Genomic DNA, 22,364 nt, shown 5'->3' on the forward strand with positions numbered 1-22,364 from the left:
GCAAATGCTGGGGTGATTGGTTTAATCGAATTGATAAAGAGGTGTACTAAGGTAACGCTCACCGTTACTTGGGATGATTGCGAGAACCTTTTTCCCTTTACCAAGCTTTTTCGCTGTTTGAAGTGCTGCGTAAATAGCTGCTCCGGAAGAAATACCGCCAAGGATTCCTTCTTCTTTCGCTGCTTTTCTTGCAAGCTCAAATGCATCTTCGTTTTTCACTTGGATGATGCCGTCATATATTTCTGTGTTCAGGATTGAAGGAACAAAACCTGCTCCAATTCCTTGAATTTTATGCGGACCCGGCTTTCCGCCTGACAATACAGGGGAATCTGTCGGCTCTACTGCATAAAGCTGGATGGATGGGATGGCTTCTTTTAGGACTTCACCAGCACCTGTAATCGTACCGCCCGTACCGACACCTGCAATAAATGCATCAAGCTCGCCGTCAAACTGTTCAAGAATTTCTTTCCCAGTTGTACGACGGTGAATCTCCGCATTGGCTTCGTTGCTAAATTGCTGAGGCATGAAGTAACCATGCTCTTCTGCCAATTCTTCCGCTTTTTTGATGGCACCTTTCATTCCTTCTGCACCTGGTGTTAAGACAAGCTCCGCACCATAAGCGCGTAAAAGGTTGCGGCGCTCCTGACTCATTGTGTCTGGCATAACCAAAATCGCGTTGATTCCTTTAGCAGCCGCTACCATCGCAAGGCCAATTCCTGTGTTTCCACTTGTTGGTTCAATAAGGGTATCGCCGGCTTTTAGTGTACCTTTCGCTTCAGCATCTTCGATCATCGCTAAAGCAATACGATCTTTGACACTGCTGCCTGGGTTCATATATTCAAGTTTCAAGTAGACATCCGCACTGTCTTCATCTACTAAACGGTTTAATTTAACGACTGGTGTATTTCCTATTAGTTCAAAAACTGAATTTGCAATACGAGCCATCACTAACACCTCTATCTCCGAGTAATTTTATTGTATTAATATTAAATTATCAATTTCAAAAAATTTTGTCAATGCTTTTAGTCCTGCTCGCCATCGTAAAACCATGTGACTTTTGCTTCCTTCCACAGGGTTTTGACATTCGCCTTTTCACCTAGATCTTCCATCGCAATCTGCCTTTTAATCTGATCTTTGACTTCGTCATAGGAGAAAGAGCGGCCATTTAATTTTTCTTTTAACTGAATAATGGCATACCCGTTTTTGGTCTGAATCGGCTCTTTCGTCCATTCATCTGGCTGAAGCTTTTGAGCTTCTTGTATGTATAGGGCTGGGATGCTTTCCTGCTCTTCTGTCACAAATCCAAGATCTCCGCCGTATGGTGAGGTGTAACGGTCGATTGAACGTTCAGCTGCCACGGCTTCGAAGCTGGATCCACCTTTTAAATCTTTCAATACATTTTCAGCCTCGCTCTTTGTCTTCACGACAATATGGCGAATGCGGTATGAATCATCATATTGATATAAGTCCTTGTTTTTTTCATAAAACGATTTCGCTTCTTTTTCAGAAACGACGGCATCTCTTGTTAAAAGCTGCTCTAATAAAATTTGATAACGAATCTGTTCTTTCCATTCCTTCTCACTTGTATGTCCATCTTCGTAGAAATTATTAGATACTGCTTTGAGCATAAGCAATTCACGATTGATCTCTTTCGAAGACACGTCCAGCTTGTTTTGCTTGGCAAGCTGATTGACCACCTTCTGATTGATCATTTGTTCAAGTGTTGCCTTTCCGTAGCGGTCTTCCATCTTCTTTAACCATTCTTGACGCGTTACCTTCTCTTTTCCAATCGATGCAATTTCTTCACCGCTCTTCCCATTAGAAGAAGCCTGTGACATTTGTGACTTTGTTAATACATATGCAATGACAACGGCATTAATCATGAGCAACACGAGGATAAATGTCCATACCACTCTTGCTTTTAATCTCATCTTTCGTCTCCTTTCCATTCTAAAAAGAAAACCCGCTGCTTAGAGCTTAGCGGGTTAATTCTTCACGTAGCTCTTCTAGCTCTTCTTTTGTAAATACATACGTTTCGTTACAAAAATGGCATTGAGCTTCTGCTTGTCCGTCTTGTTCAATCATATCATCAATTTCGGCTTTCCCTAGGCTGATAATGCCATTTGCAAACCGTTCTTTTGAGCAGTTACAAGAAAATTCGACGGGTACAGTTTCTAAAATTTGAGGCTTTTCACCGAGTACTTCTTCTAATATTTCTTCTGGTGTCATCCCTTTTTCAATGAGTTTAGAGATTGGTTCAATGGTTGACAGACGCTTTTCTAGTCTTTCAATGACAGCATCTTCTGTACCAGGCAGCAATTGAATGATGAAACCGCCCGCTGCGAGAATCGAATTATCTGGATTGACAAGGACGCCTACGCCTACAGAAGAAGGCACTTGCTCAGAAGAAACAAGATAATAAGTGAAGTCATCTCCAATTTCACCTGAGACAATTTCCGTTTGTCCTGTAAAGTGGTCCTTCAGCCCGATATCTTTGACAACACTTAACGTTCCAGATGTTCCGACTGCACGTCTAACATCCAGCTTGCCATGTTCATTTAAGTCAAAGTGAACTTGTGGGTTTGAGACATATCCTCGCACCTGGCCATTTGCATTTCCATCAGCAATAATGGCGCCGATTGGTCCACCGCCTTCTATTTTGACAGTTAGCTTATTCTCACCTTTCAGCATAGCACCCATCATGACAGTTGCTGTCATCGTTCTGCCGATAGCTGCTGATGCAGTCGGCCACGTATGATGTCTTCTTTGTGCTTCGTTGATTGTATCTGTTGTGTTTGCAGCATATGCGCGGACTTTTCCGTCATATGCTAACGCTTTAACTAAGTAATCCATTTGATTTAAACCTCCTATAATACACCGACACGATTACGTTCATAAATGAGCTGCAGTCCTTTTAATGTCAGGAATGGATCGACAATATCAATACAGTCTGATTCATTTCCAATCAATGTAGACAAACCGCCTGTTGCAATGACTTTCGGTGTTTGTTTGGCTTGCTGCTTCATCCGTTTCACTATTCCCTCGACTTGGCCAACATATCCATAAAGAATGCCGGATTGCATCGCACTGATGGTGTTTTTTCCAACAATGTGATCTGGACGGACAATTTCAATTCTCGGCAGCTTCGCCGCTCTTGTATATAAAGCCTCAGTTGAGATGGTAATACCCGGTGCAATCGCTCCACCCATGTATTGTTTTTGTTCATTGATATAACAGTAGGTTGTTGCTGTTCCAAAGTCTACCACAATAAGAGGCGCCCCATAGAGGTGAATTGCTGCTACTGCGTTGACAATTCGATCTGCACCGACTTCCTTTGGATTGTCACACATAATGTTTAATCCAGTCTTCATTCCAGGCCCTACAATTTGGGGTGTTAGGTGAAAATACTTTTCGCACATTCTTTCAAGTGCGAACATCATTGGCGGGACCACAGACGAGATGATAATCCCTTCTATTTGATCAAACATCAGCCCCACATAATCGAATAAAGCCCTAATGGACATACCAAATTCGTCTTCTGTTTTATGACGGCTTGTTTCAATTCGCCAATGGTAGTTTAGATCGCCATTATGATAAACACCTAAAACGGTATTTGTGTTTCCTACATCTATCACGAGTAACAACTTCATCACCACTTTGAATAGTTTCTCAAAAAGAGCATTTTTCGACTTTCTATCATACCATACACGAATTGAGTTCCATTTGTAAACAATTCGAAACCGATCCATTCATGAATCGAAATAAAAAAGCTGCCGGTGATCCCGGCAGCTTTCATAGAAGGAGATTAGATCTCCTCATCTTCTTTTTTCTTGATGTTTACTTTCACATCATCGTTTTTCTCTTCGTCATCTGCGTATACACGCTCTGGAAGCTTTCCAGTTTCGTAAAGAGATTTAATTTGTTCAGCATCTAATGTTTCAACTTCTAGAAGGGCTTGTGCGATGATTTCTAGCTTATCTTTATTCTCAGTGAGAATTTGTTTCGCACGTTCGTAGCTCTCCTTAATGAAGCGCTGAACTTCTTGGTCAATTTCGTAAGCGATCGCTTCACTATAATTCGGCTCATTGTTGAAATCACGGCCAAGGAATACTTGACCTCCTTGTGATTGACCGAATTGAAGCGGACCAAGTTTATCAGACATACCGAACTCTGTGACCATTCTTCTTGCAATGCCTGTTGCACGCTGGAAGTCGTTGTGAGCGCCTGTACTTACTTCACCAAACGTAATTTCCTCTGCAACACGACCGCCGAGCAAGCCGACAATCTTATCAAGAAGCTCTGGCTTCGTTTGGAAATAACGGTCTTCTCTTGGAAGCATGACCGCATATCCGCCTGCCTGACCACGAGGAACGATCGTTACTTTATGCACCATGTCCGCTTCGTCTAAGATAAGACCAATGACGGTATGACCTGCTTCATGGTAAGCCACGATATTACGTTCTTTCTTCGAAATGACGCGGCTTTTCTTCGCCGGCCCAGCGATGACACGGTCAGTCGCTTCGTCGATATCACGCATATCGATTTTCTTTTTGTTTTGACGGGCAGCAACAAGTGCTGCTTCGTTTAGTAAGTTCTCAAGATCTGCTCCAGAGAACCCTGGTGTTCTGCTTGCAATGGCTTTTAAGTTGACTGACTCGTCAAGCGGTTTGTTTTTCGCATGAACTTTCAGTACTTCTTCACGGCCAATAACATCTGGGCGGTCAACCGTAATTTGACGGTCAAAACGTCCCGGACGCAGCAATGCAGGGTCTAGAATATCTGCACGGTTCGTCGCAGCGATGATAATAATACCTTCGTTGGCACTAAAACCATCCATTTCGACAAGAAGCTGGTTAAGCGTTTGTTCACGCTCGTCATGACCACCGCCAAGACCGGCTCCACGCTGACGACCCACTGCATCAATCTCATCAATAAAGATTAAGCAAGGTGCATTCTTTTTCGCATTTTCGAATAAATCACGTACACGTGATGCACCGACACCGACGAACATCTCGACGAAGTCAGAACCACTGATGCTGAAAAAAGGAACGCCTGCTTCTCCTGCAGATGCTCTCGCAAGCAATGTTTTACCTGTACCTGGAGGTCCTACTAGTAAAACCCCTTTAGGGATTCTTGCGCCAAGCTCCGCAAATTTACGTGGATCCTTCAGGAATTCCACCACTTCTACAAGCTCTTGCTTTTCTTCATCTGCACCAGCAACATCTTTAAATTTCACACGTTTCTTCTCTTCTGTGTAAAGCTTCGCCTTACTCTTACCAAAGTTCATGACTCGGCTTCCGCCGCCCTGAGCTTGGTTCAGTAAGAAGAAGAACAGGATAAAGATGATGATAAACGGAATGATGGTTGTCAGAACTTGCAGCCATCCATTTGTTTCAGGTGCTGGTTCTACTTTTACATCTGTATTCTTCAGTGCACTGTAAATTTGGTCAACACCTTGACCATCTGGAACATGGGTAATGAAATATTGATCTTTCTTCGCGCCATCTAATTGACCACGAATTTCATAAACCCCTCTTACAGGCTGAATGGAGATACTCTCCACTTTTCCCGCACTTAGATTTTGCGAAAATTTGCTGTAAGACATGTTCTCAGGCTTTTGATTTGGGGATCCTAACCAACTAACGACCCCTATCACAAGTAATAAAATAAGTATATAAAAAATCGTATTACGAAAAACCCGATTCATTCCTTACCTCCTCCCACAGTAAGCACAACTATGTTCAATAGTATCATAGAAAATCATTCCAACACAACCAATAACCTCATGTATACGTATGCTGATCAGCCTTCGTAAACAGATGGTTTTAACACTCCAATATACGGGAGGTTTCGGTAACGTTCAGCGAAATCCAATCCATAGCCGACAACAAATGCATCTGGTACTTCAAATCCAACATAATCTGCTTTGATGTCTGCTTTGCGGCCGCTTGGTTTATCAAGCAATGTCACAATTTTAATGGAATTTGCTTTACGGTATCGGAAAAGCTCTACCAGATAGCTCAAAGTTAACCCACTGTCGATGATATCTTCCATAATCAAAATATCTCTTCCTTCAACAGAAGTATCTAGATCCTTAATGATCTTTACTTCTCCAGAAGATACGGTAGACTTTCCGTAGCTAGATACATCCATAAAATCAAGCTCTAAATATGTATCAATGTGTTTGATTAGGTCTGCCATGAATGGAAGAGCCCCTTTCAAAACACCAATAGCCAGGGGAAATTTACCATCATAATCGCTGGTTAATGTTGCACCCAGCTCCTTCACTTTTTGCTGGATCTCTTCTTCTGAGATCAAAATCTTTTCAATATCTTGTTTCATGCTTTTGCTTGCCCCCTACAAATTTTCGTGCTGTCTATATTGTAATACAATGAGATCGCTGTTTGTCATATCAATTTCTTCAAAAACAGATTTTTTCAGACCTGGGATCCAGATGATTTGATGATCCGAGTCAGTGACGATCGGCCAGCTGTCTCTTTCTGCAAGAGGCACTTTTTTATCAATAAATATATCCTTCACCTTTTTTGATCCATTCATCCCTTTAAGTTTGATTCGATCACCATTTTTTCGTGAGCGAATGATCAAAGGGAGACGAACATGATCCTTTTGAAGCAAGAAAAAATGGTTTCCGTTCCGTGCATCCTTCGGAACATGATTTGATACGACGATAGACTGTCCATTTGGGAGAAAAAGCTCTTCTCCGAGCTCAACCTTTAAGTGAAGAGCATAAGACTGGTCTACTACATGCGATCGTTCAAAGGTAAACATACAGTGATCATAAGACTTGACAGCTTGTAAACCTTTTGGCAAATCTAATGATCCAGACGGTTGATCAGTATGAGATAACCAGTCTAAAGTCCCTAGAATATGCTGATTTGAAAACGCTGATTGAGTGTTTTCATAAAGATAGTTTAATATTAGTTGAATGCCTCTTCTTTGTAAAGGCAAAGGCAGGTCAAGCAAAGGCTTCGTTTTGATCTCAATTTGCTTAGGCGATTGACTCGTTATCACTTGGTTCATTTGTTCCTTTGTTAAAGCCTGCAAGTATTGCTCATCCTCAGTCAGCATGTCACTTACAAACTGAAAGCTTTCATGTACATGAGGTGCCTCTTCTTTTAACACGGGAAGAATGTGTCTTCTTACCCGGTTTCTCAAGTAGTCATCTGTATGATTGCTTTGATCAATGACATAGGGAACATGTTCTTTTTCACAAGCTTTTAGCACGTCGTCCTTAGAGTATCCAATGAGCGGACGAATCAGCCATCCATTTTGAAAAGGACGTTTTGCTTGGATACCCGCGAGTCCTATACCAACAGTTCCTCTCGCAAGTCTCATCATCATTGTTTCTACTTGGTCGTCTCCATGATGTGCAAGCGCTATAAATTGAGCGTTGTATTGCTCCATCAATTGACGAAAGAAAGCATATCTGCACTCCCTTGCAGCTGCCTGTTTGTTTAAGCGGTTTTCTTTTGCATATTGGGTGACCTGTATGCGGGACGATTCAAAAGGGATCTCGTGCTCTTTACAGTAAGCCTCAACAAATGCCAAATCAGCAAAGGACTCTTCTCCTCTGAACATGTGATCTACATGGGCTGCAATCAGCTGATAGGAACCTTTGCGACGCTTGTTAAGTTCATGCAGTAAGAGCATAGAATCCGGTCCGCCGGAAACCCCGACAATGACTGTCGTATTTTCAAGGTAAACATCATGTTTTTTCAAAAAAGATTCAATTCTATTCACAACTTCCTCCTCACAAAGAGCAGGTAATTTAAAGATATACATATCCTATCACTTTCAGTAGCTCCAAGCAAAGAAGAAGCCTGCTTTTTTACAGCTCTATAACAGGAACAAAACCACATATGCACAGTAAAGGGCGAGTACACTGCACACGATAAGAATGGTTTCAAAAAGTCCGCCTGATTTTTTACGTACTGACGTTCTTTTTGCTGCTGCAGCCCGCGATCGTGAAGCCACTTGTTGATTTTGATTAACAGCGGGTTTTGGCGCGTTTTTTTGCTGTTGCTTCTTTTGGCGCGATTTTCTTGATTCAATCAGCTGTCCTTCTTTCAGCATCGCACTTTTCATGTCTGCTGCTGATTGATATTTACCTTGTAAAGCAGCCTTTAACACCCTTTCATATCGCTTTAATAAAGGATGTCCTTCAATGGCTCGATAAAGCTGCTTTTCTGGTTCTGCTCCTTTTTTGAATTCTTTCTTATACGCACAGTTAACCATCACCATGGTCAGGGCAAATAAATCATAAGTTGGTTCAGCTTTTCGTGAGCCGAATCCCCAATAGCCTCGATCAAAAAACTCGGTATACTCCTTAATTGCCCTGCCCGCTTTTGTCGTTCCTCCCACATCAATGCACCGGATCGTGGCAGGGGGACCAGAAACAATGAGATTATCAGGCTTTAAGTCACCAAAAATCCATCCTTCCTGATGTAAATGAGCCAGGCTAGATAAAAGCTGAATCATCAAAACAACGATCCATTCATCACCCTTTTGTTTTACAAACTCAAGCAGTAATGGGCCTCTAACATATTCCATCACGTAAAAGGAGCGTTTTTGAGGCATACCGGGATAAATCGCATCATCCATATCATAAAAAGAAGGCCCCATGGTTTTCACAGGAGCCTTTGAAAAGGATTTTAATACATTGACTTCAGATGCAATGAGCATACTGTCATCACTCACTTTAAGGGCCGCTTGCCCATGTGGCGATTCGGCCAGATAGACAACACCGTTCGCCCCTTTTCCAAGCTCTTTTACAATACGGTAATGATGGTGGTGCCATTTCCCTTGAATCACCGTGCCTAACGGGATGTTAGAAACCGAATTCATCATCATGCTCTTCCTTTGCTTCAAGCAGCCCTTTACGTGAGCGAACTGATTTGAAATGCTGAAGTGCTTCCCGAAGTGCTGGTCCCGTTGGGGTGATTCCTCCAGTGGTCAGTTTTGGGAAAATAGATGATAATGAATCGAATCGAGGCGTCCAATTCAACACAATTTCAGCATCTGAGTTTTTCCCGGGAAATACACACATCCCAAACTGATTTTCTCCAATTCTTGAATTTAAACTGATGGAAAGGTCGATAAGTGCTTCTTTGACAGTCGGCAGCTTCGGTTTCATACTTGCACTTGTATCAACAAGCACGAGTACTTGAAGGTGAACAGTCTCTCCTAGCTCATCAACAACCTCCATTACTTCCCCGCGCTTATCAGGTGGAAGCTCTTCAATTTCAGTGTCTTTGCCGAGTATTTGCTGCAATTCTTTATTCACAACACCTTGTAAGGTTTGTGTCATCGCTTTTTTCGTGACCATTTGTACTGTTTGAGATAATTGCTGGACGTAGACAACTTGATGGATGCCTCCGCCTGCGAGAGCAATCCCCTCTACTTCTTTCATCGCTTCATGATCGTGTCTGTTTTCTTCCATAATGCCAATGACATTGACTGTAATCCCTTGTTCCTTTGCCAATGAGGCAATCGCAAGCGGATCTTCCCCGTGATTTGAGCAGCCATCTGTAATCAATAAGATTTGGTTGACGTGACCTTTTCGCATCTTCATTCCTCCTGGGATTGTAACTGAATGCTTATATCCCCATCATCGCCAGAAGAAATTCATATTATACGATATTTTAAGAAATCTCTTGTTTCTCAAGATAGAATGTACCTGTCGGAATGGAAGCCCATTTTGGTGTGTTGTGGTCGAGCCTGATGACAACAACCGTCATATCGTCGTCAATTTGGCCTGCTCTTGTTCGAATGACCTCTTCCATTAATAAATCAGCAATTTCTTGTGGATCTTCTGTTTTAAAGCTTTTCATTTTCCGTTTCACCCACAGATCATGATTTTCAATATGCTTTGGCCCTTCAAAAATGCCGTCACTCATCATAATCAATAGATCTCCTGCTTTCATCTGTTCGCTCACAACCTCGACTTCGAATTCATCAATAATGCCAATAGGCAAGTTGCTTGCTTGTACCTTCATCACCTGATCACCCCGTTTAATAAAGCTGGGTGTTGAACCAATCTTAAGGAACTTACAGCTCGCATCCTGTAAATCAATGATCGATAAATCCAATGTTGAATAGATCTCGTCCGTCGTTCGTAAAGATAAAATACTATTAATGGTTTTAATCGCCACTTTTTCATTGATACCTGACGCCAATATTTTTTCTAACAGCTTAATCGTTTCATTGCTTTCAAAATGAGCACGTGCTCCGTTGCCCATTCCATCACTAATAGCTGCGGCATACTTGCCCGCACCAAGCTCCATCATACTGTAGCTGTCTCCTGATACCAGTCCTCCGCCTTTTGCTGCATGCGCCACACCTGTAGCCACTCGATATGATTTAGCAGAACCAAACACAACATGACAATAGCCTGTTGGATGCTCTGCACACTGCTCTGCTTTGACTAAAATCTGTTCTTCTAAAATATCGGAAAGCATTGGAGCAATGATTTTTTCACATTCCCCATGACCTTGGCAATATGGGATTCTCATTTCAATATCGACATTCCCCTGCTCCAAGCTATAGATTTCTACTTGCTGAATTTCAATGCCAAAGTGCTGAAGCGCTTCTATCATCTGCTCTTCTTGAATAAAATGCTGTTCTCTTTCTCGTTTTATTTCCCGGGAAAAATCCTCCATCACTTGCGAGACCCCCATCAGCTGTTCAGCCACAAGACGTCTGCTGTCTTGGACTTTTTTCTTCAGTGTCTGGTTGGCTTTATAGTAAGCGATTTCCTCTTCAATCAATTCTTCGACATGTTTTGATTTCGAGCAGTGCTGACTAAATTTCTTTTTCAATTTTCGGTTATGCTCATATGTTTTTTCATCAGATTCATGCATAACTTGTTTCATTAGTTCATAGGTTGTATCAAAGTTCTGCACCCAGCATTTATTTTTCTTATAGCACGTTTGACAGGATCGTTCTGTGATCGTACTTAAAAAAAGATCTACATCCTCTTCCTGCTTCTTCTCTTCAGGAATGGATTCGTAAAATGTCGCAAAACTCTCAGACAGCGCATGAAATACATTAGAGAATTGGTCTACCTTTTTTGCTGTCACGTCTCGTACTTTCCGAGCATATTGCTGCTGTTCTTGTACATGCTCTACCGTACCAGGAATGTATTTCGCTACCTTGGAGGTGACTGATTGTGGCGTGAGTAAAAAGAGTGCAACCGCTATAAGTGATTCATACAATGTGGTCATGAGACCTGCTGACCCTTCCCCATACAGTGAAATGAGTAAGGAACCCACAATTAAGCCGATGGCTGCCCCTGCTTTCTTTCCTTCTTTCAGCAATCCGCCTAATAAACCTGAAAAGGCAAGAAGACTCATCTGATAAAGGTTTCCAATGTTGGCGAGACCGAGAATTAATCCTGTCACGACACCGACCGTACAACCAATACTGGCTCCGCCAATAAAAGCAAAGGTCAGCACTACATAACGTGACAAAATATGCTCTGCCTGCATCCCTTGAAATGAGATCCCAGCAAGTCCAGTTAAAACTGAGGCAATTAAAATCATAAAACAAATAATTTCTTCGACCTTTAAAGAGTGTTTCATTTTCCTGACTGTAAAAATCGGCAGGCTTTGAAGAAAAATCAGTGTCAAAATGAAGGCAAGTCCTGCTTCGACACCCGCCATGACGTAATCATAGCTTTGCACAGCACCTTGCTCTAGGTAAACAAACGCTCCTCGGGTGATCAGCATTGAGAGAACAATGACAACCGGTAATGTTTTCACTGGGTCTTTGATGATGAAAGAAACCACCTTTGACACAAGGAGAAACATGAGCAGCGATGCAAACACAAACAATGCATTTTGAGGTGATATCGTCATCGCCCCAGCGAGTAAAGCGAGACAAGCAAGCATTGCCTTATCTCTTTTAATAAGCAGCATGGAACCAAAGAAAGGCAGAGCAAACGGCATAATTTCAGATAATATAAAGGCTCGTCCTAATAAAAAGCCTAGAACAACATAAATAAACCCTTTATAGAAAAAAAGAGAATGCGTGTGATGAAGAAACAGGTTTTTCATCTTTTTTAACCCCGCACTGATTCTTTCAAACCCCGCTCCTGTTAAATCAGTTCTTCTTTCTAGTTTTTCCATCTTCTCATCCCCCACCTGATATTCGTTGCTTGTCATTATAGCGAATGTGAAAAAGAAATTTTGTCAAAAGAAGTTGTCGTTTCCATAAAACGTTCGACGCTTTATTCGTCAAAGAGGCATACTTTCATGAAAGTCGATGTCTTTCATCAGAATTTTACGAAAGCACAAAAAAACAGCTTTCCTATAGAAAGCTGTTTCGAAGATGACCCGTACGGGATTCGAACCCGTGTTACCGCCGTGAAAGGGCGGTGTCTTAACCGCTTGACCAACGGGCCTTGCTTTATGTTCTAGTTAAAAGGATAGCGGCGGAGGGGATCGAACCCCCGACCTCACGGGTATGAACCGTACGCTCTAGCCAGCTGAGCTACACCGCCATAATAATAATGCGCTAAGAAGCACAAGAACTATAATACAAAGGATTCGCTTGTCCGTCAATAGAAAGTTTTAAATTAAATGACGAAATCTCAAAAAATGTAGGATAGATCATGAAAAAAAGCACCTGCTGAACAGCAGATGCTTTGTTGTGAAAATATATAGAAAGCAGCAACAAGTTAACCTCTTCTTGCTCCGCGCCCCCCACGTTTTGATTCCGTGTTACGTTTTAAAGATGTTAAGCGATCTTCGCTATCTTTTAAGAATTTGTTCATTTTTTGTTCAAACGATTCCTTCGGACGGAAATCATTTCTGCTTGGTCTTGATTGTTGTTGAGGACGATCTTTTGCTTTTTTAATGGACAAGCCGATTTTACCGTCTTTTTCAACGTTAATCACTTTCACTTCAACTTGTTCACCGACTTTTAAATGCTCATTAATATCTTTTACATAGTTATCGGCTACCTCACTGATATGAACGAGACCAGTTGAACCGCCTGGCAACTCCACAAAAGCTCCAAAATTTGTAATGCCCGTAACTTTCCCTTGTAACTTGCTGCCAACTTCAATCGACATAAAAAAAGTGCTCCTCCTTAGACTTATAAAAAAATCTCATTTGTTCAATTATACATAAACTGAATTTTAAGTGTCAACAAGGCTAATCGCTCTTATTGCCCACATCAAAGATTTTTTCGCCTTTTTTGGACATATAATAGTCCCGTCGTGCCAGTTCGAGTACGTATTCCTTGCTTTTCAGCTTCTTAATTTCATCAGAAATATCTTCCTGCTTTGTTTGTAATTGCTTCAACTCTTTTTCGAGTGCAACCTTCTTCTCTTCTTTTTCCTTTAGTGAAGACGATTGCGACCAGAGGGCACTTGTCACCAAGACAGCAAACATGAGCACGATCACACCAAACACGGTAAGCCTTCTAAGGAGTCCGCGACGTTTGCGTTTTAAGCGCTGTGCTTGCTGTTCCATTTGTTTTTGATAATCATTTTGAATTTGTGCGATATTTCTTTTTCTCTTGTTCAAGGTTGAAGGCCTCCTCTCTTACTTTGTCCAGAATTGTTTCCATTTCGTTTTGATGGTACCAGATAATTTCTTGGCCCCTCGTAAAATTCCTGCTCCTTTTGAGAAAAACAATCTCATTGATGTTCGCCATTTTTCGGGAATCCGATGAATAATGGTCACATTGAGTAACCAGATGAGCGGATAACAAACAATCGACAGCACCTTCCACACGAGCCGAAACGTAAAACGAACTAGACGTAAGAGCGAGTGGAGCAAGAACAGAATAGCACTTATGACCAATGTGATCATCCAGCGGATCGGCTGGAAGACAATCGACATGACCAGCCTTTTCAGGAAGAGAACGGTCTGATATACACACATCATGATAAACTTGAGAATCTTGAGATACAGATATTTCATCAATGCCTGATACATCGAGAAACCTAGAGCAACGGCTAGAAAAATATAAAGCCTGAATTCTCCCTCATTTGTCAGCAGCAGGACGTAAAAGAACAAGAGACCCTGTACCATCCAAAAAAGAAGATCGTGTATAGCCAAAAGCCATTTTGTTGTTTTTTCCCGGTTCACAAACAGCTTGTACGTATCAAGCGATGCGCCCAGCCAGATGCCCATCGCCGCCATGGAAAGCATCGTATAAAACTGGACTGTCAGCGTCATTTAAACAGCTTGCTAAAAAATCCTTTAGCTTTCTCCCCGTGCTGTTCATCAACATAGATTAAATCAAAGACACGCCCTTTGATCGACACAACGCCCTTTTCGACGTCTAGGTTCTTCATTTGCAGATTTTCTCCGCGGATGGCGAGAATCCCCATGACCGTCTCCAGCAGAAATTCCTCACTATCAAAGCTTTCCACTTGTTTGACACCAGTGATATCTAAATGCTTTCTGTTTCGCATTGTGACATTGTGCTCCGCGTCTGATGACAGCTTCGTGCCTTGAGGTTGATTATAATATTGATTCATTTATACATCCCCCATATCTCATACTTGCATGTTACTGCATTGTATGTGATAAGAGGGTCATTTAGAACAAGCCCTATTCTGCTGTTTTTTCTTCTTTTAGCACAGTATACATGCCAGCCGCTTCTTCTTTTTTTGTCGTGTCCTTTAACTCGTTGACTTGAACAGTCACTAGCTTTTGACCAAAGCGGATTTGCAGCTCATCTCCTTCTTTCACGTCAGAGCTTGCTTTCGCCTGTGTTCCGTTAATAGAAATCCTGCCTTGATCAGCTACTTCTTTTGCCAATGTCCTTCTTTTAATTAAACGGGACACTTTTAAAAACTTATCTAATCTCATGTATGTTCACCTCTTTCTATACGTTTCGCATCGTTCCAGAGATCGTCCATTTCCTCTAGCGTTAAGTCATCTAATGAACGTCCCATGTCCTTTGCTTTTTGTTCGATATGCTGAAAGCGCCGCATGAATTTTGTGTTGGCAGAAGCGAGCGCCGTTTCAGGCTCTAGGTGATAGAAGCGTCCAATATTGACGAGAACAAATAAAAGATCTCCAAATTCATCTTTCATCTGCTTCGTTGCACCTTCGTCCGTCTTCTCTGCCACTTCAACGAGAAATTCCTGCTTTTCTTCTTCGTATTTGTTCCAAATATCTTGAACATCTGTCCAATCAAAGCCTACCTTGGCGGCTTTCTTTTGGAGCTTATATGCCTTTGTTAGTGCTGGAAGTGTCGCCGGAATCGATTGCAAAATAGAACCGGTCCGCTCTGGCTTCTCCTGCTGCTTGATTTTTTCCCAGTTGGCCACCACATCTGCTGCCTCAGAAACATTCGTGTCACCAAACACATGGGGGTGTCGCCGAATCATTTTTTCTGTGACATGCTGAATGACGTCATCGATTGAGAAATAACCGTCATCTTCGCCAATTTGAGCGTGAAGTAGCACCTGTAGCAGCACATCGCCAAGCTCTTCCACCATATGATCTGGGTCATCTTCATCTATCGCTTCAAGCAGCTCATAGCATTCTTCAATTAAATATGGTTTAAGTGACTCATTGGTTTGTTTTTGATCCCATGGACAGCCGCCCGGACCTCTTAATGTACGTATAACGTCACGGAAGGTGTCAAATTGTTGATAAAGCAGCTGTTCATCTTGAATCGGAGGAACATAAACACTTGTTAAGTTATTTATCGACACATCTCGATCAAGTTCAAATAAAGGAACGGCAGTAATCTGTTCCTGACTGCTTCCAGCTGCAGTCACAATATAAACTTCATAATCGTCAGGAAGCTTTTCCATCAGCGTGAGCTTCACATTCGATGCTGTCATCTGATCATATACCTGACAAATCAGGACGTGCTGGGTTAATTTCAGATCATCCGCTCTCATATCCCCTGCATCAACGAATTGTAATCCTTCGATGGGGTCAATCTGCAAGGAGTTGAATGTCGCATCTAAAAAGCTTTGTCCACCAGCGACAGACACCTCGATCCCGCGCTCTTTCTGCCCAGCGACGAGCAGCTGTACGGTCTTTTCTGCCACAAACGGATGACCAGGTACTGCGTACACAATGTCTTTTTCCGCTGCCTCTGCAAATAATATTTCGGTAATTTCCTGATACACCTGATCAAACTGATCGTGCTTTTCATAAATTTCATCAAAGAAGGTGAGAGATGGGACCTCCTGCATTAACTCTGCGGTAAGCGGATGATCCTGCGTTCTCATATATACTTCTTTCGCCTGCTTCAGCTGCTTATATACACCGAGCGTCAGCTGATCCATGTCGCCTGCCCCGAGACCGACGACGGTAATCTTACCTGCCATTTTGATTCCCTCTCATCTGTTTAAAATATAAAATCTTTTTTCCTAATGGAATGAGTCTCCATTCCTCTTCCGTGAATACTTCTAGCTTAAGAATACTATATAAAAAGGCGAAACCACCAATAAAAACTGATGTCAGGCTCTCTAAAACGGAAAACGGACGTTTTTCGAAAGGGATCACCCAGGAAAACAAAGCCTGATATCCCATTAAGACCACAGCCATGAAGGCAGCTGATAAAAGAATTTTCACTGGGAATAGCTCTCTCAATGAAATCCATCCTTTATGCTTCAAATAAACGGCATTGAGCACGGCTGCTGTGAGAAAACCACATACAGTTGACCATGCGGCACCGTTGATGCCAAATAATGGAACAAGCGCAATCGTTAAAATCCATTTCACCAGCACGCTGATGATCACCACAACAGCGGGATACACAGTATGTCCGAGCCCTTGCAGTAAAGCCGCCTGCGTAATGGCAATCGACGTAAACGCAATCGATATACAGAATATTTGCAGGGCATCTGTGCCTAAATCATTACGAAAAAGCATTGTATTTACTGGTGATAAAATACAAATCAGCCCAACAGCTGACCCAATCCCTAATACAGACGTGGTCTTAACCGATGACCGCACTTTTTGCCGTATCGTTTCATGCTCCCCATTTCTCATGGCTGCCGATAAAAATGGCACAAGAGAGGTTCCGATGCTGATGGCAAACACCGTCCCTAGCTGCAAGAACGGCTGACCTCGGTCATACACACCTTTTGCCGCCTTTGCCGCCGCTTCACTGAGACCCTCACTGCGCAGCAATGCATACAGATGAAAAGCATCAATCATTTGCATCCATAAAATAAGCAAACCGCTGACACAAATCGTCAATGTATACAGCACCAAACTCTTCAAAATATCTTTTTTTTGAAGTGTCGCCTGTTTGCCTGACATACTTGCAGCAGACTGCTTTCGATAGATCAGCCAAAGGAAAAGAAGCAAAATGAGCGAGGCCGCACTTCCTGCGATAGAAGAGAACACCGCGCCCGCCCCTGTTTCATAAAGCGAATAGCCGTGCCTCACGAAATAAAAAGATAAAACAAGCAGGACGCCTACCCTGATGAGCTGCTCAATCAACTGAGAAACAGCCGTTGGAAGCATCAGACCGTCACTCTGAAAAACTCCCCTCAGCATCACAGTGAGCGGCAGAAATAGAAACACAAAAGCACTCATCTGGATGAGCAGAATTAATTGACTATCTGCCATAAGGCTCGCCATTGTGCCTGCTCCTATGTAAAGACAAAGAAATAAGACTAGGCTCAGTAAAGTAATATATACCAAGGATATCCTTGTAATGATCCGTCGATTCTCTTCCCCATGCTCACTCAGAAGCTTGGACACCATGACAGGAAAACCTGTTGTACCAAGCATGATGGCAATGCCAAGGAAAGGATATACCTGCTGATAAATATAAAACCCTGTGTCCCCTACGATGTTTTGAAACGGGACACGGTAAACAGCACTTAATATCTTTGATAACAAGCCTGCGATGGTCAAAATCACCGCACCCTGGAAAAGCCAATGCGGCTGATTCACAGCATTTTTCATGGATGACTCCTTTAAAATAGATCTACAGTTAAACGAACTCATTATATCATACGTAATTACTTTCTAAGGAGTAGACGGCACATGTCCCGATTTGTTTCATCCCATATAAAAAACCGACAAAATCAAATGATTTCATCGGCATTTTTTCGTTTTATCAAAATGATATAGAGTTATTAGACCTAATGTTCCATTTGACGGGCTAAGAAGCCAGCTGCCGTTTCTGCCGCTTTATGCTCCACTTCTCCCATTGAACGCTCTTTAGAAAATAAGACGACGGCGCCAATCGGATCTCCGTTTGCAACAATAGGTGCAATGGTATAAGCAGATACGTCATCATCAATACCATCGACAAGTTGAATTTCTTTTTTGCTTTCTTCTAACACAGAATTACGCTGATCCATTGTTCGTTCAAGTAAATCACTGATGGATTTGTTTAAGTACTCTTTTTTCGAACTGCCGGATACAGCAATATACGTATCTCGATCACAGATCAGGATGGAATGACCCAAACTGTCGAATAATGCATCAGCATATTCCTTCGCAAAGTCTCCTAGCTCACTAATCGGCGAATACTTCTTCAAAATCACTTCTCCATCGCGGTCGACGAAAATCTCAAGCGGATCTCCTTCCCGGATGCGCAATGTTCTGCGAATCTCCTTCGGAATAACCACTCTACCTAGATCATCGATGCGGCGTACAATTCCAGTTGCTTTCATTCACTGCTGCCTCTCTTTCGTTTGATGATGTGTTGGGTGAATGGAACAAAAGCGTCCACTTTATGCAACATTCACCACTTGACCCTGAGTTTAGTATCCGTCACATCAAACGTAATATACACGAGAGACAAACAAAATTTTATGAAGATGGAATGGTTTCTTTTTTCACATCTTGAAGGCCTCGAAGCATGTTAAGAACAACCTCAAGCCATTCCTCCGTTTTCTTGCCTTTCGTTTGGACAGAAATAATCAGCTTGCTGCCTTCCATTCCCAACCCAATTTCACGTCCATATTTACTGCCGAGCTCAAATAATTTTTGACCGTCGATTTCACTGCTTGCTTGCTCATCAAGGGTCATTCTGACAATGCCTTTCTCCATCTTGATCAGCTCGACACGTTCCTGGACAGCATACACCTTCATTGTCGCAATCGTAAACAAGTCAGCCACTTCTTGCGGATATTCACCAAATCGGTCGATCATTTCATCTTGAAGCTCTTTTCGCTCTTCAATCGATCCAATTGCTCTGAACTGTTTATACATTTCAATCTTCTGCTTGCCATCCGAAATATAAGTGTCTGGGATGTACGCATCAATTTGCAGATCAATTTCTGGCTCGAATTTATCTTGAGCCGTTGTATCGCCTCTTCTTTCCTCAATGGCTTCTTTCAGCATTTGAGAATAGAGGTCGAATCCAACCGAATCAATGAAGCCATGCTGCTGAGCCCCAAGTAAGTTCCCTGCTCCTCGAATCGTTAAATCACGCATCGCAATTTTAAACCCGGATCCGAGCTCTGTGAATTCTTTAATAGCTTGAAGTCTTTTCTCCGCAACTTCAGAAAGAACTTTATCTTTTCGATACGTGAAATAAGCATAAGCGACACGGTTCGAACGTCCGACTCGTCCTCTTAGCTGGTACAGCTGAGAAAGCCCCATTTTATCGGCATCGTGGACGATGAGCGTGTTCACATTTGGAATATCGACTCCCGTTTCAATGATGGTGGTACTGACCAATACATCTGATTCACCTTCAAGGAAATTGATCATGACTGATTCCAGCTCATTCTCGCTCATTTTCCCGTGCGCATAGCTGACTTTTGCATCTGGGACTAGCATGGAGATTTCATCTGCTTTTCGTTCAATATCCTCAACACGGTTGTATAGGAAGTACACTTGACCGCCGCGTGCTAATTCTCGCTCAATCGCTTCTCTGACTAAAGCGCCATTATACTCGACCACATAGGTTTGAACAGGGAATCGGTTTTCAGGCGGTGTTTCAATAACCGATAAATCCCGCACGCCAAGCATGGACATATGAAGCGTACGCGGAATTGGAGTAGCCGTTAGTGTCAGTACATCGATATTGGCTTTCATCTGCTTAATTTTCTCTTTATGCGTCACACCAAAACGCTGTTCCTCATCAATGATCAACAGCCCTAAATCCTTGTAGACGATGTCTTTTGAAAGAAGACGGTGTGTACCGATAACCATATCGATCGTTCCATTTTTCAGCCCTTTTAACGTTTCAGTTGTTTCTTTTCTTGTACGGAAACGGCTCAGCTGCGCGATTTTGACAGGGTAGTCTTGGAATCGGTCCATGATTGTGTCAAAATGCTGCTGCGCTAAGATGGTTGTCGGAACAAGCAAGGCTACCTGCTTCCCATCAGCAATCGCTTTGAAGGCCGCACGAATAGCCACCTCTGTTTTTCCGTAGCCCACATCTCCACAAAGCAGACGGTCCATTGGACGTTCCCGCTCCATATCCTGTTTAATTTCATGAATCGAACGGATTTGATCATCTGTTTCCTGGTAAGGAAACGCAGATTCAAACTGGCGCTGCATCTCATGGTCAGGCGAGAAGGCATATCCTTTGCTAGCCTCGCGTTCTGCGTATAGCTTAATCAGATCATCTGCGATGTCCTGTACAGATGTTTCAACTTTTTTCTTCACACGTTTCCAATCGCTGCCGCCAAGTTTGTACAGCTTTGGTTCTTTACCTTCTGATCCTACATATTTCTGCACCTGATCAATTTGTTCAACTGGTACATAAAGCTTGTCGCTTCCTTGATAATGAATATTTAAATAATCTTTATGAATGCCGCCGATTTCAAGCGTTTCAATTCCTAAATATTTACCGATCCCGTGGTTAATGTGCACCACATAATCGCCGACTTGAAGCTCTGAATAGCTCTTGATTCGCTCTGCATTGGTCAGCTTTTGCTTACGTGCCTGCTTTTTCACACGTTTCTTGAAGAGTTCACCTTCTGTGATCACAGCAATTTTTGATAACGGCAGTTCAAAGCCTGTTTGCAGTTCACCTTGTAAAATATACACCTGTCCGCTCACAAGCTCAGCATCCGTTTTAGCAAGAGCAGCTTCAATGTCATAATCATGCAGAACAGACGATAGCTTTTCTGTCCGCTCTTCATCCGCACCTAAGAAGACAACCGTGTATTGTTGTTTTTTATAGCGTTCAATTTCACTCGCTAGCACATTCATCTGCCCGTGGAAATTCTGCATTTGCTTACTAGATACATTGACGATATTTTGCGGATTTGTCTGCTGGACATGTCTCAGGAACAAGGAGTAGTACAGAATGGACCTCGATTGATGATTGATCAGTTCTTGGAACGGGAAAGAAAGAGATAAATCATGAAGAATATTGCCTTCTTCAAGAAGACTAATTGTCCAATCGGCTTCCTCCTGTTCAAGCTGTTCTTCCATCTCCTGAATTCTGCTGATTTCATCTAAAATAATAATCGTATCCTGCGATGTGTAATCTAGCAAACTAGCAGGCTTTTCATAGAAATAGGACAGGTACTTCGTCATTTCCTGTGTCACGATGCCTTCTAGCAGCTTCTCGCGATCAGCAGAAATATTTTGATGAAGCAGCTCTTTTTGCTGATCTGAGTTGAATTTTTTTAAGCTCTTTGCCAGCCCTTGATCAAGCTCTTCAATGGCTCTCACTCGTTCAGGACCTCTCACAATCAGCTCTTTTGCAGGACCTATTTTGATTTCTTGAAGGGTTTCTAATGAACGCTGTGTATCCGAATGAAACGTTCGAATCGAGTCTACTTCTGTATCAAACAGTTCAATACGGATTGGATGATCTTCTGTTAACGCATAGATGTCGATGATTCCTCCGCGCACACTAAAATCTCCGGGCGCAGCAACCATTGACGTCCGGTCATAACCAATTTGTACGAGTTGTTTTGAAAACGCCTCCAAATCAATTTCTTCACCGATCTTTAAATGGATCTGACTCTCCTTCCAGAGCTCAACTGGCGGAAGCATCCTGCGCACCGCAGCAGCGGGAGTGACGATAATGGGATTTTCTCCATTCGCAAGCCGGTTCAGGACATCTAAACGCTGTGCTCTCAGCTCAGGGCTTGCCACTGCAATTTCTGAAGCGATAAGTTCATTGACAGGATAAAGAAGAACCGAGCGATCCGGCATCACACTTGCTAGATCATCTGTTACCTTCTGTGCCTGATATAAATTGTGAGTCACAATAAACATTGGCCGCTTCAGTTCGTCTGATATCGCGGCTGTAAATAAAGATCTGACGGAGCCTGATAGTCCGGCAAGCAGCTGTTCTTTTAACCCTTCCTTTAGTCCATTAAAAATGGACTGAAAATCATCACTTTGTTTGATAAATGATTGTATGTTTTTCATTTGGCTCCTCCTCCCTGTTTGTTTAAAACAGAAAAACGCTTTGGTCTAATATCT

Annotated in this window: 19 protein-coding genes and 2 tRNA genes; all 21 read right to left on the reverse strand. The window is 42.5% G+C overall.

Translation table 11 applies throughout. The annotated features are described in order from the left end of the window. Positions 1–21 precede the first annotated feature (21 nt). Complete coding sequence (gene cysK / locus V6Z54_RS06920) at positions 22–945, reverse strand: cysteine synthase A (RefSeq protein WP_024425655.1); 924 nt, start codon at positions 943–945, stop codon at positions 22–24. A gap of 77 nt (positions 946–1,022) precedes the next feature. Further along, positions 1,023–1,931 carry a peptidyl-prolyl cis-trans isomerase gene (locus tag V6Z54_RS06925; RefSeq protein ID WP_041085293.1) on the reverse strand — a complete coding sequence of 303 codons (909 nt, stop codon included), beginning with the start codon at positions 1,929–1,931 and terminating at the stop codon, positions 1,023–1,025. Between the two features lie 46 nt (positions 1,932–1,977). Beyond that, positions 1,978–2,853, reverse strand: coding sequence for an Hsp33 family molecular chaperone HslO (gene hslO, locus V6Z54_RS06930; protein WP_041085295.1), 876 nt, complete (start codon positions 2,851–2,853; stop codon positions 1,978–1,980). A 14-nt stretch (positions 2,854–2,867) separates the two neighbouring features. Then, complete coding sequence (locus V6Z54_RS06935) at positions 2,868–3,644, reverse strand: type III pantothenate kinase (protein ID WP_039175940.1); 777 nt, start codon at positions 3,642–3,644, stop codon at positions 2,868–2,870. Between the two features lie 161 nt (positions 3,645–3,805). Further along, positions 3,806–5,707, reverse strand: coding sequence for an ATP-dependent zinc metalloprotease FtsH (gene ftsH, locus V6Z54_RS06940; RefSeq protein WP_034284252.1), 1,902 nt, complete (start codon positions 5,705–5,707; stop codon positions 3,806–3,808). A 95-nt stretch (positions 5,708–5,802) separates the two neighbouring features. Then, positions 5,803–6,342 carry a hypoxanthine phosphoribosyltransferase gene (gene hpt / locus V6Z54_RS06945; protein ID WP_008357399.1) on the reverse strand — a complete coding sequence of 180 codons (540 nt, stop codon included), beginning with the start codon at positions 6,340–6,342 and terminating at the stop codon, positions 5,803–5,805. A gap of 15 nt (positions 6,343–6,357) precedes the next feature. Continuing rightward, positions 6,358–7,761, reverse strand: a complete 1,404-nt coding sequence (gene tilS, locus V6Z54_RS06950) for a tRNA lysidine(34) synthetase TilS (RefSeq protein WP_269104254.1) — start codon at positions 7,759–7,761, stop codon at positions 6,358–6,360. A 96-nt stretch (positions 7,762–7,857) separates the two neighbouring features. Further along, the gene (locus V6Z54_RS06955) at positions 7,858–8,865 is read right to left on the reverse strand and encodes a serine/threonine protein kinase (protein ID WP_041085345.1); all 1,008 of its coding nucleotides are present in this window, start codon (positions 8,863–8,865) and stop codon (positions 7,858–7,860) included. Next, positions 8,849–9,586, reverse strand: a complete 738-nt coding sequence (locus V6Z54_RS06960; RefSeq protein WP_034325063.1) for a VWA domain-containing protein — start codon at positions 9,584–9,586, stop codon at positions 8,849–8,851. The genes V6Z54_RS06955 and V6Z54_RS06960 overlap by 17 nt, the downstream gene beginning before the upstream one ends. Before the next feature lie 76 nt (positions 9,587–9,662). After that, on the reverse strand, positions 9,663–12,146 hold the full coding sequence (gene spoIIE, locus V6Z54_RS06965; protein ID WP_041085302.1) for a stage II sporulation protein E: 2,484 nt from the start codon (positions 12,144–12,146) through the stop codon (positions 9,663–9,665). A gap of 203 nt (positions 12,147–12,349) precedes the next feature. Then, a tRNA-Glu gene (locus V6Z54_RS06970) sits at positions 12,350–12,421 on the reverse strand. A gap of 25 nt (positions 12,422–12,446) precedes the next feature. Next, positions 12,447–12,520 (reverse strand) — tRNA-Met (locus tag V6Z54_RS06975). A 177-nt stretch (positions 12,521–12,697) separates the two neighbouring features. Next, positions 12,698–13,093 (reverse strand): S1 domain-containing RNA-binding protein, encoded by a 396-nt coding sequence (locus tag V6Z54_RS06980; protein WP_008357409.1) that lies wholly within the window; start codon positions 13,091–13,093, stop codon positions 12,698–12,700. 82 nt (positions 13,094–13,175) lie between these two features. Then, the gene (locus V6Z54_RS06985) at positions 13,176–13,550 is read right to left on the reverse strand and encodes a septum formation initiator family protein (protein WP_003217952.1); all 375 of its coding nucleotides are present in this window, start codon (positions 13,548–13,550) and stop codon (positions 13,176–13,178) included. A gap of 18 nt (positions 13,551–13,568) precedes the next feature. Then, positions 13,569–14,207 carry a spore cortex biosynthesis protein YabQ gene (gene yabQ, locus V6Z54_RS06990; protein WP_041085305.1) on the reverse strand — a complete coding sequence of 213 codons (639 nt, stop codon included), beginning with the start codon at positions 14,205–14,207 and terminating at the stop codon, positions 13,569–13,571. Further along, positions 14,204–14,512 carry a sporulation protein YabP gene (gene yabP, locus V6Z54_RS06995; protein ID WP_024425646.1) on the reverse strand — a complete coding sequence of 103 codons (309 nt, stop codon included), beginning with the start codon at positions 14,510–14,512 and terminating at the stop codon, positions 14,204–14,206. Before yabP ends, yabQ begins: the two co-directional genes overlap by 4 nt. 73 nt (positions 14,513–14,585) lie before the next feature. Beyond that, complete coding sequence (locus V6Z54_RS07000) at positions 14,586–14,846, reverse strand: RNA-binding S4 domain-containing protein (protein WP_008341839.1); 261 nt, start codon at positions 14,844–14,846, stop codon at positions 14,586–14,588. Beyond that, complete coding sequence (gene mazG, locus V6Z54_RS07005) at positions 14,843–16,327, reverse strand: nucleoside triphosphate pyrophosphohydrolase (RefSeq protein ID WP_059376741.1); 1,485 nt, start codon at positions 16,325–16,327, stop codon at positions 14,843–14,845. The genes V6Z54_RS07000 and mazG overlap by 4 nt, the downstream gene beginning before the upstream one ends. Continuing rightward, positions 16,317–17,921 carry a polysaccharide biosynthesis protein gene (locus V6Z54_RS07010; RefSeq protein ID WP_338527846.1) on the reverse strand — a complete coding sequence of 535 codons (1,605 nt, stop codon included), beginning with the start codon at positions 17,919–17,921 and terminating at the stop codon, positions 16,317–16,319. The genes mazG and V6Z54_RS07010 overlap by 11 nt, the downstream gene beginning before the upstream one ends. Positions 17,922–18,100: 179 nt before the next feature. Next, on the reverse strand, positions 18,101–18,637 hold the full coding sequence (gene spoVT, locus V6Z54_RS07015; RefSeq protein WP_003217990.1) for a stage V sporulation protein T: 537 nt from the start codon (positions 18,635–18,637) through the stop codon (positions 18,101–18,103). Between the two features lie 139 nt (positions 18,638–18,776). Further along, positions 18,777–22,310 (reverse strand): transcription-repair coupling factor, encoded by a 3,534-nt coding sequence (gene mfd / locus V6Z54_RS07020; RefSeq protein ID WP_041085314.1) that lies wholly within the window; start codon positions 22,308–22,310, stop codon positions 18,777–18,779. Positions 22,311–22,364 lie beyond the last annotated feature (54 nt).

Origin of the sequence: Bacillus sp. MAG717A, assembly GCF_036884855.1 — a bacterium.
Lineage (GTDB): Bacteria > Bacillota > Bacilli > Bacillales > Bacillaceae > Bacillus > Bacillus safensis.